This is a genomic window from Palleniella muris (genome assembly GCF_004792655.1).
Classification (GTDB): domain Bacteria; phylum Bacteroidota; class Bacteroidia; order Bacteroidales; family Bacteroidaceae; genus Prevotella; species Prevotella muris_A.
Genome location: NZ_SRZC01000015.1, coordinates 63,920 through 78,493 on the forward strand (window position 1 = coordinate 63,920; position 14,574 = coordinate 78,493).

Annotated in this window: 12 protein-coding genes; 11 read left to right on the plus strand and 1 reads right to left on the minus strand. The window is 46.0% G+C overall.

The features are described from left to right. The first annotated feature begins 15 nt into the window (after positions 1-15). The 10 genes from E5358_RS09830 (at position 16) to E5358_RS15110 (ending at position 11,318) form a co-directional block, all read left to right on the plus strand. Positions 16-645, plus strand: coding sequence for a hypothetical protein (locus E5358_RS09830; RefSeq protein WP_135940014.1), 630 nt, complete (start codon positions 16-18; stop codon positions 643-645). Positions 646-672: 27 nt separating this feature from the next. Further along, positions 673-1,806 carry a hypothetical protein gene (locus E5358_RS09835; protein WP_135940015.1) on the plus strand — a complete coding sequence of 378 codons (1,134 nt, stop codon included), beginning with the start codon at positions 673-675 and terminating at the stop codon, positions 1,804-1,806. A 7-nt stretch (positions 1,807-1,813) separates the two neighbouring features. Continuing rightward, entirely contained in the window at positions 1,814-2,623 is an 810-nt protein-coding gene (locus E5358_RS09840; RefSeq protein ID WP_135940016.1) for a hypothetical protein, read from the plus strand. 17 nt (positions 2,624-2,640) lie between these two features. Beyond that, on the plus strand, positions 2,641-3,612 hold the full coding sequence (locus E5358_RS09845) for a nuclear transport factor 2 family protein (RefSeq protein WP_135940017.1): 972 nt from the start codon (positions 2,641-2,643) through the stop codon (positions 3,610-3,612). A 17-nt stretch (positions 3,613-3,629) separates the two neighbouring features. Next, positions 3,630-4,790: an SUMF1/EgtB/PvdO family nonheme iron enzyme gene (locus E5358_RS09850; RefSeq protein WP_135940018.1), complete on the plus strand. Its 1,161-nt coding sequence runs from the start codon at positions 3,630-3,632 to the stop codon at positions 4,788-4,790. A gap of 30 nt (positions 4,791-4,820) precedes the next feature. After that, the gene (locus E5358_RS09855; protein ID WP_135940019.1) at positions 4,821-6,524 is read left to right on the plus strand and encodes a hypothetical protein; all 1,704 of its coding nucleotides are present in this window, start codon (positions 4,821-4,823) and stop codon (positions 6,522-6,524) included. A gap of 15 nt (positions 6,525-6,539) precedes the next feature. Further along, the gene (locus tag E5358_RS09860; protein WP_135940020.1) at positions 6,540-6,962 is read left to right on the plus strand and encodes a hypothetical protein; all 423 of its coding nucleotides are present in this window, start codon (positions 6,540-6,542) and stop codon (positions 6,960-6,962) included. Positions 6,963-7,766: 804 nt separating this feature from the next. Next, entirely contained in the window at positions 7,767-10,286 is a 2,520-nt protein-coding gene (locus E5358_RS09865) for a hypothetical protein (protein WP_135940021.1), read from the plus strand. Between the two features lie 53 nt (positions 10,287-10,339). Next, the gene (locus E5358_RS09870) at positions 10,340-10,561 is read left to right on the plus strand and encodes a hypothetical protein (RefSeq protein WP_135940022.1); all 222 of its coding nucleotides are present in this window, start codon (positions 10,340-10,342) and stop codon (positions 10,559-10,561) included. Between the two features lie 493 nt (positions 10,562-11,054). Next, positions 11,055-11,318 carry a hypothetical protein gene (locus E5358_RS15110; RefSeq protein ID WP_168354632.1) on the plus strand — a complete coding sequence of 88 codons (264 nt, stop codon included), beginning with the start codon at positions 11,055-11,057 and terminating at the stop codon, positions 11,316-11,318. An 822-nt stretch (positions 11,319-12,140) separates the two neighbouring features. Here E5358_RS15110 and rpsO read toward each other — a convergent pair. Continuing rightward, positions 12,141-12,410 (minus strand): 30S ribosomal protein S15, encoded by a 270-nt coding sequence (rpsO, locus tag E5358_RS09875; protein ID WP_135940023.1) that lies wholly within the window; start codon positions 12,408-12,410, stop codon positions 12,141-12,143. A gap of 306 nt (positions 12,411-12,716) precedes the next feature. Here rpsO and typA point away from each other — a divergent pair, with 306 nt between their 5' ends. Then, positions 12,717-14,519: a translational GTPase TypA gene (typA, locus tag E5358_RS09880; RefSeq protein ID WP_135940024.1), complete on the plus strand. Its 1,803-nt coding sequence runs from the start codon at positions 12,717-12,719 to the stop codon at positions 14,517-14,519. The last annotated feature ends 55 nt before the right edge of the window (positions 14,520-14,574 follow it).

Genomic DNA, 14,574 nt, shown 5'->3' on the forward strand with positions numbered 1-14,574 from the left:
AAAACTGAAAGACAAATGGCAAAGATAAAAGGAATATGCCGCAATGATGATTGTGACTTGGCGGCAGAAAGAGTTATCCAAGAGGTAGAGAAATCCAACTTTGTGTGTGAGGAATGTGGCAAACCGTTGGTTCCATTCGGCAATATATCTGATGGAGATAAAAACAAATGGAAGAAGAAAGCCGCCATTGTTGTTGCAGCATTGGCAGTGCTTGGTGGCGGTGGTTTCGCCCTTTCCCAAATGAGTGGCAGTGAGGAGAAAGCTCCTGAAGCGATCAATAAAGTTGATACGGCTAAAGTTGACTCTGTCAAAGCCGAGACAGCGACAGCTAAGGCAGAACCTGTCTCAGAACCTGTGAAGCCGGAGGCGGAGAAAAAGGAAGAGACAAAGCCTGCACCGGAGAAAACACAGCCTGCTGCTCCTAAGGGACCGTCTGTCTCATGGGGCAAATATACCGGTCCTGCCAATGGACTTGGTGGCACTATCCGTGTGACAAAGTCATACACTCTCGACCTGAACAGTATGGATGGCGATGTCCTTGAACTTAATCCGGGCGACGAGATACAGAACACACAGTTCAAGAACGGACAGCTGCGTGGAGGTGTATGGGTGCATGGCGGTAAGCGCAGGTTCTTCAACAGATAATCTTTGATGCTGATGGCACAGCCATTTATGATAATAAAGCGTTTGTCGGCACTCCTCGTTTTGGGAGTGCTGGCAAACGTATGCTCTTTTGCTGCTTCCGGATTCCACTCCAATCTCTTGCAGGAAATGGCAGAAGTATCGGGTATAAGGCCTCAGATTGACAAACTTACGGACGGCTGGTATTATGATGTGTTCTCTTATAAGAACCGCCCGCTGACAGTGGTTGTGAACAACGATGAGGTTGTGCATGTCGGTTACACAATCTTCTCTCCTATGCAGAGGGGATTTGTTGGCAGAGATATTGCTGATTTTGTTGAAAGATATTGGCTGTCAACCGATTTGCCATTGAAACGTCTGAAGCCCGTCGGACAACAAATGCGTGAGGACAGAGTCGTTTTTGCCAAAGGCTCTCTGCCGGTAATTGACAAGTTGCAAGGAGATTCAACTTTGTCTGTGCAGACATCAATGGATTTTGAGAGGCGTTATGTCATTACTTGGAAGAAAGACGGTGTTACAGTATGTGCATTGAGCTTCCCTGTCGATAATGAACTGCTCAGTGGCAGAAACCTTATCGAAAATGACCAAAGGTTGGCTGATGACATTCTTCGTGCAAGACAAAGTCCGGAGGTGCAGGATACTATTGTAAATGGTGATGTGCTGCAACATTCTCAGGAGCATGGCTATTATGTGCTGCCGGGTGAAAGCTATTACATGGATTCGCTTACAGGCAACCGTTATTTCCGGAGGGACAAGAAAAAGAGACTGTTCCACTTGCTGAATACTCCTGAATATAAGTTTGAAACCATAGCGAACATGTTGACCGGCACAGACTTGCCTCAGGCAGAGAACTATACGCTTACTCTCAGGCAGCAGACCTATAATTACCAACAGAAGATTGTCACGACTTCATTAAGGCAATATGTCTCGTTTTGCCTGCAGAACGGTTGTACTCCTTATGTCGGGCTTATAAGTGAGACCGGCAACATCGTGGAGGTTGAGCTTGTGATGCGCAATGTAGCCTTGGGATATGCACATGTGACGAAACTGTCATTCGATACCGCACAAATGGGTGAGGGCAGGGGTACAGTGTCCGGACGACTGAACGCGTATGTCCCGACTGCCAATGTCAAGAATCTGTTCAAAGACTTAAAAACAAAATGAAAGAGTAATGAGAAAGATATTTTTATTTTTAGTGGCAACGCTGGCATTCCTCCCACATCTTTCCATAGCTGCAATGGCACAGAATGGAGAGTCACCTTCCAAGACCATCAACAAGATTAAGCGTGATGGCAGCTATGTGTATGCGGAAGCTACAGCAAAGACAAGGGAAGAGGCTGCTGAGGCTGCAAAGCAGTTGCTGCTGATAGAGATTAGCCAGTATGTGGCAACAAAGAAGAAATTCTCAGGAGCCGACCAGGTGCTTATCAAGGACATGCAGACAGAAAGCCAGTCCATAGAGATGCCACGTGGAGACATGACAAGGATTTTCCTGTATGTGAAGAAAAATGACCTTATTGCCGCTGAAACTGTTGAGGCTGTCAATCAGAAAACTCTCAATGCTATCACGCCGAGACCGGAACCCAAGAAGGTCAAAGAGGAAAAGAAAGCAGCCCCGGCACGTAAGGAAGAGGTAACCGAGCCTGTGACCGACAATGTGTTGGCAATAAATGATGCTTCATTGAAAGATTGGCATAAGAAACTTATACAAGACGTGATGGGCAAGCAGGATTTCCACAAGGTCAAGCTGGCTCTAAACAAGTACAAGTCACAATATAAGGTTAAACGCCTTGGCAGTAATGAAACATCTTGCCCAACTCCAAGCGAGGCGTTTTACGTGGTGTTTGGAGACGGTGGGAGCATCGTGCAGTTCATAAGTGCCGATGCAGGCTCAGGGCGTATAGATTATGTGTCAGGCAAGGCTGCCGATACTGTAGGCATAGAGTCAAAAAAGCATGTGTGGTTTACGCTTTCTAAATAAACAAAACTTATATAACAATGAAAAAACTTATATATTTATTTCTCTTTCCATTGGTCTTCTGTGGCAATCTTTTCGCACAGAACCAAGTGTCCTTTGAAATAGACAAAAATGAAGGAGTGCCATCGGGTATGCCTGTTGCTGTCATGGAGATGAATACGGCACGATTGCTCACAGCCATCAACAAGGCAGAGGCAGCAAAGTCTGATGAACTGGATTTCTCCGGCATCAACATGACGAATGATGCAAAGAACAGCTTGGCAATGATGTGGGCGAATGTTCATTTCAGAGTCATGGATGACGACATTTTCCAGAAATGCCTGTCGCTGAAAGCCAACGGACGTGTGCGTGGCTATGAGGTGGCAAACATTGCCATAGAGATGATTCCGTTGACTGATGAATATGAGGAGAGCCGTACTCAGGAGATAACCATCAGCTATGACAAAGGCGGAAGGATTGATGATATTGTCATCTCAATGGGCAAGCACCAGTACACATCTTTGATGAAAGGCGCGGTGACGCTTGATGACTATGACCGCCGCATGCAGATTCTCCATTATGTGGAGCAGTTCCGCACGGCTTACTGCCAGAAGGATATGACTTTCCTTAATAATGTCTTCAGCGACGATGCACTCATCATAACAGGTAAGCGCACAATGACCAGAGTAAAGGATGGTCGTGGCATGGTTGCCAAGACAGAATACACCAAGCAGTCAAAGGCACAGTATCTCGCAAATCTTGCAAAAACATTCAAAAAAAACAAGTACATCAATGTAAAGTTTGATGAAATCGAGGTTGAGAACAATCCTTTGCATACTCACATGTATGGAGTGACATTGAAACAGAAATGGAACTCTTCCACATACAGTGACGAAGGCATAGTCTTCCTGCTTTGGGATTTCTCCAACGAGGAAGCTCCGAAGATTTATGTGCGTACATGGCAGCATATAGATGACCCAAACAGATTCAAGACAACTGATTTCGAATTCTAACCAATAAAAGTGATTTTATGAAACACAGATTAGTGTTTTTGCTGGTAACATTCTTCCTTTTAGCCTCTGAATCCTATGCCCAGTTGAAGGTTTCAACCCCATGCTACAAGAAGGATGGAGACCTCTCTGCTACCACAGAGGCGCAGAACAGACCATCAAAGAATGCTTATGGACAGAATCTTCCGTTTGCCTTGGTTCGTGTAGGCTTGGCGGAAGAGAATGTAAAGTTTGAGGGAAAGGGCGTCATCGAGAGCGAGTTCCGTGACAATGAGTATTGGGTCAGATTGCTGAGCACGGCAAAGGAGATGACCATAAAATCCCCACTGCATGAGCCGTTGATTTACAGATTCCCCGTACAGCTTGAAGACAATGCCACTTATATCATGTCCATAAACAAGGTATTGGGCAAGCTGGAAATATCAAGCAATCTTGGCTCAAAGGCTAAAGTCTACATTGACGGTCGTCTGGTAAGCGAGGTTACCCCTTTTGTCTTTGAAGGCGAAAAGGGGGAGCATGAACTGCTTGTCAAAGCCGATGGTTATGCCGATGAGAAACGCGCTGTGAAAATCCCTGCCAACGGAACTGTAAAGATAACTGTCAATCTTAATGTGGAAGGCTCTCTGAAGGTTGGCAATGTCAGCTATGGTGAGATAGCTGTTCAAAATGTCTCGTTCTCCATGGGTGACAATAGTTTCTATTATGGTCGCCCGGTGCATGCTGTACAGCTCCGCCCGTTCAACATTGGCAAGGCAATGGTCTCCGCATCGTTATGGAAGAGTGTGATGGGAGAGATTGACGAGAACATGATAGGTGCAAACGGGCAGGTTGTCAATGTGACTTACAGCCAATGTTTGGATTTCATCACATTGCTGAATGAGAAGACCGGCAAGTCCTACCGCTTGCCTACCGAAGCAGAATGGGAGTATTGCGCCAAGAACGCCGGCAAACTCGGCATGGAGGATATGACAAAGTGCCGTGAATGGTGTTCGGACTGGTTCGGCCATTATGCACAGTCAGGACCTTCGCCACAGGGGCCGGCAACCGGTTTCCTGCGTGTCGTCAGAGGAGCAGATGGTCCGGGATCCTATTTTACTGTGAGCAGTGCCACATGGCGTGGACAGATGAATCCGGAATTATCTGCCAAGGATGTTTCTTTCCGTTTGGCATCCGATAACTAATAAACTGAAACAACTACTAAAAAAAAGATTATGAGAGCAAGAGAATTTCTTTTGACAGCATTTGCTGCTTTGATAGCAATGTCTGCCAACGCGCAAGTGGAAAAAGTTTACATGAACCCTGTACAGTCTGCTGTCTCTCTGGACAGCAACAAGAAAAACCGCCTGCAGACGAAACTGATTATGGGTATGAGCAAAGCACATACCCTGAAGACAACAAAGGGGCAGACGCTGACTGCCAACGGCCAACTGGCTTCCGATGGATATAAGTATGCACTCAACGTAAAGGTCACAGAGGCGTCACACAAGCAGGATGAGGAACTTTTCTCAAGCAAGAAGAAGGACACCTATACTGCCACCGTGAAGATGAATGTTGCCTTGGTTGACGTTACAAACGGCAAGGAGGTTGCGAACTCCGTCTTTGAGTGTTCTGCCAGCAACAAGGACATCAACACAGCCTACTATAAGGCTTTCAATACTGTTGACGAGGACATAATCGACTTCATTGACAACAGTCTGCCGGTCACGGCTGAGATGATAGAAATCTATCAAAGTGATGTTGACAAGGAGGATGCCGAAGCTAAGGGCGTAAAGGTCAACAAAGGCTCTGCCTCCGGTGTGCGTCGTGACATGATGTTCACTGTCTACAAAGAGGTTGGAGGCAACAGGACGGAAATCGGCAAGGCACGTTGTGAGCAGGTGCTCAGTGCCGATGAGTCTTTGCTGAAGGTCTACGGCAAGGAGGATGGCGACAAGACTGTTGCCGAGTTGTTCAAGAACATGGACGGCTCATTCAATGTGGTGTTCGTGTCACGCTCCAAGAAACTATGGGGAAAATTGGGCTCCGGTGTGACAAAGGTGTTCAAGAAGGATGAGCGCACCAACTACTATGAGCCGAACCTTGACCGTCAGGCAAAACTCAAGGTTGGACTTATGGGCATCACTGCTGCAAACTCCGGTGTGACAAAGGATGCTTTGGAACTCCTTGCATCTGAGACTGTGGAAGGTTTGTCAAAGGTGACAACCATCGACTTCGTCCGGCAGCTGCATCCTACTCTTGAAGCTGCCCGGAAGGCGGGTCTCGACGGACTTATCAACATCACTTTCGACAAACTTGACCAGACGACAAGCAAGACAAAGGAAGGCAAGACAAATTATGAGTCTCACGCCTACATCTCAATAGAAGGTATAAATGTGCATGAAGGCTCATGGATAGAGATGACCGATGCCGACCAGCCGCACTCCTCAATGGAAAATGCTGCAGAAGCTGTGAAGAAGGCTGTGGACGCCATGGATGACCACATCAAGAAATTTGCCGAGGATGTGTTCCCTGTTGCCGGCAAGGTCATGGAAATAAAGGAGGCAAAAGACTATGTGGACAAGAAATCAAAGAAAAAGAAGAATGAGGAAGAAAATGCCCAGCCTGCCAAGCAGCGTGGCTCTGTGAAAGCTGCATCCATAAGCATCGGCTCAAATGTCGGAGTGCGCAAGAACATGATGTTTGACATCTACAAGCAGATAAAAGGTGTCGGTGCGGACTCACGCGTGTTCCTTGGAACTGGAAAAGTCAGCGAGAATCCGTCGGCAACTGAGGCTGTAATCAAAATCAAGGGCTCAAAGAAGGGCGATGAGGTGATTTATGACATATTGAAGAACGCTACTGATGATTCAATAGAGATTATCGTCATTTCACGTGCCTTTGACGGAATTGGCGGTTTCCTGAACAGATTGTTGTAATGCAAAAAGTAACGTATGAGACTATTATTTGGAATCCTGTTCGCACTGTCGGTAATGCCGTTGTTCGGCAAAAGCGACGTGGTCTATCTGGAGAAGGTAGGCAATGGAGGGACACGCGTGTTCTCTGTTGTTGTCCCTGTGATGGACAAAGAGGCTGAGACTATTGACTTGGCAAAGCGCACACTGATAGATGCGTTGCTCTTTGAAGGTGTGGAGAACTACAATGGCGGTTTCCCGCTTGTGTCGAATCCTGAGCATATCTATGCCAAGGAGATGGTTGACCCTGGCAAAGGGCAGTACCGCATCTACAGCAAGGAAATCTATTATGAGAACCGTAGCAGTAAATCATTGGCATACTTCACCATTGTGCTGAACCATTTCAATTTGCTGAGGGTGCTGAACATGCGCAAAGCAATGGACACTCCATTTGCGGAGTAACCGTGAAAAGCGGTGTGCAGCTTGTTTCATGCCATGAAAGAACTTGCACATCGGAGAATGTTTTTAATTTAATCAGGGGTAGTAATGAATTGTGAAAGTCATTACTACCCCTTTGTTTTGTCAATATGTAAGCAAAGTGCGCCTGTTGCTTGCAAAATGTTACGTATCTTAGTGCTTGTTGCAAACTAAAAAATCAATAAATGTCAAAATGTGATTACCGTGACGGAAGGTAACGCTTTGCATTGCAAAAGGTAACACTTTACTTGATGAAAGGTTACCTTTCGCACAGTAAAAGGTAACCTATCATAGTGTCATTCTCATGTACTGTTCTCATTGTTCAAAATTTTGCGGAATGCAACTTTTATGACAACGATTTATAGTAAGACAGAATTGATTTGCATTATTTTCGCAAATCAATCCAGTTTGACTATAAATAGGATAGCAATTCAAAGTGCCTGATTTCAAGCCCCCGTTTAACAGTGCTTGAAAACAAGTGTTTTTGCGCAGCAGAATAGTCATAAAAACATAATACAAATGTTAATTAACAAGAAAACTCACGCCATATACGTTAAACTTTGTTACCCCCCCCTAAAAAGGGTTAATTGAGAAGAAATATATGTACCTTTGTTGCCTGAATATATGATTATCCGACAGAATATTGTGTATCCATATTCACATCGACATGGACAGGTGGAGAAGCAACAGACAATCACATATATGGATTCCACTGAAGGCTCACAGTGTGTTGAACCGGGAGGGACAGAGAAAAAATTATATCAAACTCATATAACAAATAGTATTATCATGAAAAGAAATGTATTCTGCAAGACACTGCTCAGGCTTGGCCTGATGTGTCTCTTCTTCATTGCCATTCCGCAACGCTCCGCAGCACAGGGTGATGCCGAAAAGGCTAATTTCACGGGCGCGGGTCTTGACATTGACAAAGATGGAGATATTACTTTCGCCAATCCGGATTCCCAAACTTTTCCGGACATCTTAGACTCAAATGCTTCCCGAGTGCTTTTGTACAATGTGGGCAGGGACATGTTCCTCAATGCCGGAGGCTTCTGGGGCACACGTACCGCAACCTTCACCGTGGGACTGCCGGTGATTATGTCAAGGACACGGAATGGTCAAATATGGAATAGGTATTATACTTATTATTTCCGTGGTCCGTTTGACAACGGCAACGGAACGGATGTCGGCTCACTTATGGCTTTTGTGAATGACCAGAGACAGTCCAGACGAGGAGTCTTCTGGGACAGAGGCACAAAGTCAGGAGCAGACATAAACAATCCTGCCTGGAGATTTGAAGAGGTGACAAGCGAGTCAACCGCTACCGACAAGGTTTATAGGATATACGTTACCGTAGACAACACCAAATACTATCTGTGCTCAGGCTGTCCCATGAGTGTCCATGTCTTCAAAAACGGAAATGACAATCTTGTAAGGGCGCTTACAGACAGCGAACGTCAGAACATAAAATACATTGGCGAGGATGGAACAGAGCAAACTGGTTTGCCTATAGAAAACACCTACTGGAAGCTGACGAAAGAAAGAACATTGGAAAGCTCGTTCGAAGAGGATTACAAGGACGCGATTCTTGCTGACGCCACATTCCTGCTGCGCGCACAGGGCTTCAATATCTCGAACATATACAGTGCGACCGAAAGTGTTGAAAAATATGGCAGAGGATGGCAGACAAAAGGAAAGGTGCAGTACGAGACAAGTTTCTCTGCCGCATTCCCGAATCAGAGTGCGACACGTTTGCATGAAGCGCTGAGTCCTAACTTCGGCATGTTCCAGTGTGCCGGACTCCGCAATGCCGAAAAAGGTGCAAAACTTTGCCAGAAAGTGACGCTGAGCAAACCAGGATGGTACATGGTTGAGTGCCAGGGATTCTACAATGACGCCGGCGGGCAGGATGGCAAAGCGGTGCTGTACGCGAAATTCCTTGACGAGAATGGCAACAATCCTGCCATAAATTCCGTAGCGTATGCAACAACACCGCTGCTCAAGAAGTCCTATGCGGAGGATGCCAAAATCATGGGTAAGTTCGAGCAGACTCTCAACACTGAGACATTCTTGGATCTTAGCAGCAATAATGAGAACTGTCCGCAAGACGACACATACAAGAATCTTCTTGCCGGTGGCATCGGTGACAGTAAAATCTCCAACAAGGTAGAGGCAGGTGTGGCGTTCTACTCAAAGCTCTATCCTAACCAGGTAATGGTATACGCAGCCTTCGAAGAAGGAAAGACAAAGGACATGGAAATCGGTATAGAACTGCCGGACGGTCTGACGACCAATGAAACAAGTAATGCCGATGCGCCGAATAACGACTATGTCTATGTCGATGACTTCCGTGTGAAGTATCTTGGACTGAGCTTCGCCGTCAGCGATGAATGGAATGATTTCAGGACTCCGGGAATTGTTGGAGAAGACCAAGAAGACTATACAGACCATTATAACCAGAAGGCGATGGTCTTCAAGCGCAACCTCACCACTGGAAAGTGGAACCCCATCTGTCTGCCTGTCGACCTCCAAAAATGGCAGCTGAGAAGCGCGTTCTCCGCAGAGGTGAAATTGTCAAGGATGAAGGACACGCCTGTAAAGGACGGACGCATAGAGTTTGAGCTCGTTGACCTTGAGAATGCACTGGAAGACGAGGTTGTGCTCAAGCGTGGCGAGTGCTACCTCATCAAGCCGGGTGTGGGAAGCCTTATCGAGGACAATAGTATTACTGTAGGTAACATCAACAATAACAATGTTTTCCCACCGTACTACATCATCCCGAAAGTAACGCTCACGAAATCGGAGCTTGAGGATGTCATTGGCATCAACAGTACATCTGTGGTCTATAAGAAGTTCCACTCTTTGGATTATGACAGAGACGGCGGTTCCTCCTACGTAAGGGACAAATTCTACAAGCTCGCCGGTACGAAATACCAGGACTGTCAGCTGGACCTCTATGCTACCTTTGAGAATGAGGCAGAGGCACCGGCAAACTCCTATGTGTTCCATAAAGGCGCCCTCTACCATGTCACGAAGGCAACAAAGGTTCCGGGCTACAGCTGGTGGATAGTGGACAAGCATCAGGATGTGGAACAGGTGGGTCTGCAGGCAAAGCGCCACCTGCTGTCCTTCGATGACGGTGGCACAGCCACAGGCATAGAGGAAATTGATTCAGGCATCACTGTACGTGAAGGCGTGGAGGCTGTCTACAACCTCTGGGGACAGGCAGTCCGCTGCGGCACAACAGACCTCAGCGGTCTCCCAAGCGGAATCTATATAGTAGACGGAAAGAAGGTTTCTGTAAAATAATGACACCCATGCCGGCAGGCGGAAAATCCTGTCTGCCGGCATAACAAAAAACTATGGAAAATCAATCAAAAAAAGAGGACAAGACAATGAAACAGAAGAAACCATACATAGCTCCTAAAATCGAGATAATCCCAATGGAGGAGAATCTCATGGATCATGCCTCAAAAGTCTATGTCGACTTCGGTGACGGTACAGGCGAGGATATCCCCATTATCGAGGGCGATATCCCGGAGGAGGCGAAGGAGAGCCCGTACTCCGGTGCTTGGGAGCTCTAAGGAGGCAGATGCATGTGTGAAAGCAGGGATGTCGCCAATCAGAAAAAAAACAAATAGCAGAATGTACCTTTTCTCTCATGAAAGAGCCGGCAAGACATTCCTGCACACACACACATGTTTCAGGAACAGTTATTTTATCTTATACCATGATAACCGATCAAAGCCGTGACATTGTCTGTTGAAGACCGTGTCTGTTCACGGTTGTAATTATCTATTAGTAAAAAACGGTTTATAGTGTGTGAAAAAGAGAGAGAAACGCAGCCTGAGGACCGGGAGGTCCGCAGGGTTGCGTATTTTTTTTTATGCTTTCATGATATAGTCAAACAGAATTGATTTGCGAAAATATGCACGTGCATTGCTCATGGTTTCCAAATTATTCCCAATGATTGCGTTTTGCAAGACATTACCGGTTGATTATGCAATATTGTGTATGAGTATGAATAATATGCAATATTGCGTATGAGTAGGAGTATGAATATGAATAATATGCGGTATGGTTGTGTTGTCCGATTTCCTCATCAAGTGTGGCGGAGCCACAGCCCTTATGGTACCCCCTCGCTTTAGCGATGGGGCTGATACTCTGCATGATAAGCCGTGTGGCAGCGCCACACTCTTTTCTGCTTCATCTCCGCGCAGTTGCATGGGATTGGCTTGCGGCGTTTTTACCGCCTGTGTTTCCGGCATAAAGGAGTGTGGATCCACCACACAGCGTTTGAGTTTCTTTACAGTCCTCACGGCTAAAGCCGGAGGTGGTTGAGCTTTGCTCTACCTCCCCTCGCCACGGCATAGCTGAAACAAGTTTCGCTCTGCTCGTTTGGCTTATCGGGGACGTTTCCCGTAAGGGTTGTGGCTCCGCCACACTTTGCATGGAGATGGTGACAATAAGGCATGAGTGTTTTCGCAATCCAATTTTGGGTGACTATACAATAAGGTATATATGTGGTTTCGCAAATCAATTTTGTTTGACTATAAGTTGATGCAATGACTGCCAAAGAATAAGGTTGCTAATATTGAAGTGTCAGCTAGTATAAAAGGGGCAACCATTGTTTTCTAATTTCTGTCTTTTGGTATTTTTAGAAAAACATCCTGAAAAACTCAACTGCATTCAATGTATTTGTTTTTATTGGGCATTGGCACCATAAATGATTTCTCATTTTAGTAACTATGTGCGGTGGGTAAATTATTCTTCATGTAGATTCAGAGGATTACTGTGAATAATCAGCAGAAGCATCGGCATAAAATCATGAAAAACAGCAGGTATATGGGTAGATACCCCTATTGATACCCCTATAAAATTTGGAATCGCTTGTGAAATGTTGTACCTTTGCAGCGTCTTTGTAAGACAAGTGTTCTTTGACAGATTTGCCATACAATATTATATTATAGTGCCGGGAGAATGCCGTGGGATGTTTTTGTTAAGCCAACCGGGTAGAGCCGAGTAGTGCTTGTGCTATGCCATGGTGAGAATGGGGCGAACAGACATAACAAAAAATCTCGCCACCAAAAACAATGGTGGCGAGATTTGAGTTCTCATTAATCGAAGATTGCCGATGTGGAAATGAATCCCCGGCGGCACATCTTATCGGCGGAGACCGAGAGCCTTGATGATGGCGCGATAGCGATTGATGTCGCGGTCGTAGAGGTAATCAAGGAGTGCACGACGCTTGCCGACGAGCTTTGTCAGTGAACGTGCTGTCCTGAAATCCTTGTGGTTAGCCTTCAGGTGCTCTGTAAGGTGCTTGATGCGGAAAGTGAAGAGTGCAATCTGGCTCTCTGCTGAACCAGTGTCAGTTGTTGACTTTCCGTACTGTGTGAAGATCTCTGCCTTCTTTGTTGGATCTAAATACATGAATTTAGTGTGATTAATGGTTTGTTAATTACGTTCTTCTGATGTCTCCGCAACCTTAATCGAAGCCGCGTACATCATCGAATGCAGCATCTCTTAGTGAAAATGCGTTGCAAAATTACAACTTTTTCCTCTATCAGCAAAATATTTAATATATTTTTTGTAATTTTGCACCGAAAATAATAATAAATTATGTTGTAACCACATGCTTTTCTTTCCCAAATGGGCAATGGAATTGGTTTTCATGCTGTTGTGGCAGGAGGGCGAGGGTGGAATGAAATTGTGTTTCGTGGAAACACCAGAAAGATTATGCAGGATATTAGAAATATCGCAATTATTGCGCATGTCGACCATGGCAAGACTACTTTGGTTGACAAGATGATGCTTGCGGGAAAGCTTTTCCGTGACGGTCAGAACAATTCCGGCCAAGTGCTTGATGCCAATGACCTTGAGAGAGAACGTGGTATCACAATTTTGTCGAAGAATGTCTCTATAAATTGGAAAGGAACCAAAATCAACATCATCGATACTCCGGGACACTCCGATTTCGGTGGTGAGGTGGAGCGAGTGCTGAATATGGCTGACGGCTGTATTCTGCTCGTTGACGCTTTTGAAGGTCCGATGCCACAGACTCGTTTTGTGTTGCAGAAGGCTTTGGAGATTGGGTTGAAGCCGATTGTTGTTGTGAACAAGGTTGACAAGCCAAACTGTCGTCCGGAGGAAGTCTATGAGATGGTCTTTGACCTGATGTTCTCTCTTGATGCTACAGAGGAGCAGCTTGATTTCCCTGTGGTATATGGCTCTGCCAAGAACGGCTGGATGTCTGAGGATTATAATTCTCCTACTGACAATATCGACTATCTGTTAGACAAGATTGTTGAGGTTATCCCTGCTCCGACTGTGCTTGAGGGTACTCCGCAGATGCTCATAACATCTTTGGACTACTCAAATTATACAGGTCGTATTGCTGTCGGACGTGTTCATCGCGGTTCGCTGAAGGAGGGCATGAATGTCACTATTGCCCACCGTGACGGCAGTATGGAGAAGACACGCATAAAGGAGGTGCATGTCTTTGAGGGCATGTCACATGCCAAGGCTGCGGAAGTTCAGAGTGGTGACATCTGTGCGATTATTGGTTTGGAGAAGTTCGAGATTGGCGACACTATCTGTGATTTCGAAAATCCGGAGCCGATGGAGCCGATTGCTATCGACGAACCGACAATGTCTATGCTCTTCACTATCAACGATTCTCCTTTCTTCGGCAAAGAAGGCAAGTTCGTCACTTCACGTCACATCAATGACCGTTTGGAAAAGGAACTTGAGAAAAACCTTGCCCTACGTGTAGAGCCTTTTGGAGACTCCACCGACAAGTGGATTGTCAGCGGGCGTGGTGTGCTCCATCTCTCTGTCCTTATCGAGACAATGCGTCGTGAAGGATATGAGTTGCAGGTGGGGCAACCTACTGTAATCTACAAAGAGATTGACGGTGTGAGGTGTGAGCCTATCGAGGAACTTACAATCAATGTGCCTGAGGAGTTCTCTTCCAAGATGATTGACATGGTGACACGCCGTAAGGGTGAGATGACTTCCATGGAAGCTCAGGGCGACCGCGTGAACATTGAATTTGACATACCTTCACGTGGCATCATGGGACTTCGTACAAATGTCCTTACAGCGTCACAGGGTGAGGCTATTATGGCACACCGTTTCAAAAAGTATGAGCCGTATAAGGGAGATATTCTCCGTCGTACAAATGGTTCCATGATTGCTCTTGAGACAGGTAATGCATTTGCCTACTCCATAGACAAACTGCAGGACAGAGGAAAGTTTTTCATCGACCCGGGGGAGGATGTTTACTACGGTCAGGTTGTGGGCGAGCATGTCCATGACAATGACCTTGTAATCAATGTGACCAAGGCAAAGCAGTTGACCAATGTCCGTGCGTCAGGTTCTGACGATAAGGCACGCATCATTCCCAAAACTGTCCTCTCGCTGGAGGAATGTCTGGAATATATCAAGGCCGATGAGCTTGTGGAGGTGACACCGAAATCTATGCGCATACGCAAGACAATCCTTGACCACAACGAGCGTAAGAAGGCGAACAAGGACTGACCTTAATAAATAATAATATAGGCGGCGGATTGTACGGACATGTGACGTGCATATT

Excerpts from the sequence above, each read along its gene's own strand:
- E5358_RS09830 (WP_135940014.1), top strand. The coding sequence starts at position 16 with ATGGCAAAGATAAAAGGAATATGCCGCAATGATGATTGTGACTTGGCG.
- E5358_RS09835 (WP_135940015.1), top strand. The coding sequence starts at position 673 with ATGATAATAAAGCGTTTGTCGGCACTCCTCGTTTTGGGAGTGCTGGCA.
- E5358_RS09840 (WP_135940016.1), top strand. The coding sequence starts at position 1,814 with ATGAGAAAGATATTTTTATTTTTAGTGGCAACGCTGGCATTCCTCCCA.
- E5358_RS09845 (WP_135940017.1), top strand. The coding sequence starts at position 2,641 with ATGAAAAAACTTATATATTTATTTCTCTTTCCATTGGTCTTCTGTGGC.
- E5358_RS09850 (WP_135940018.1), top strand. The coding sequence starts at position 3,630 with ATGAAACACAGATTAGTGTTTTTGCTGGTAACATTCTTCCTTTTAGCC.
- E5358_RS09855 (WP_135940019.1), top strand. The coding sequence starts at position 4,821 with ATGAGAGCAAGAGAATTTCTTTTGACAGCATTTGCTGCTTTGATAGCA.
- E5358_RS09860 (WP_135940020.1), top strand. The coding sequence starts at position 6,540 with ATGAGACTATTATTTGGAATCCTGTTCGCACTGTCGGTAATGCCGTTG.
- E5358_RS09865 (WP_135940021.1), top strand. The coding sequence starts at position 7,767 with ATGAAAAGAAATGTATTCTGCAAGACACTGCTCAGGCTTGGCCTGATG.
- E5358_RS09870 (WP_135940022.1), top strand. The coding sequence starts at position 10,340 with ATGGAAAATCAATCAAAAAAAGAGGACAAGACAATGAAACAGAAGAAA.
- E5358_RS15110 (WP_168354632.1), top strand. The coding sequence starts at position 11,055 with ATGGTTGTGTTGTCCGATTTCCTCATCAAGTGTGGCGGAGCCACAGCC.
- rpsO (WP_135940023.1), bottom strand. The coding sequence starts at position 12,410 with ATGTATTTAGATCCAACAAAGAAGGCAGAGATCTTCACACAGTACGGA.
- typA (WP_135940024.1), top strand. The coding sequence starts at position 12,717 with ATGCAGGATATTAGAAATATCGCAATTATTGCGCATGTCGACCATGGC.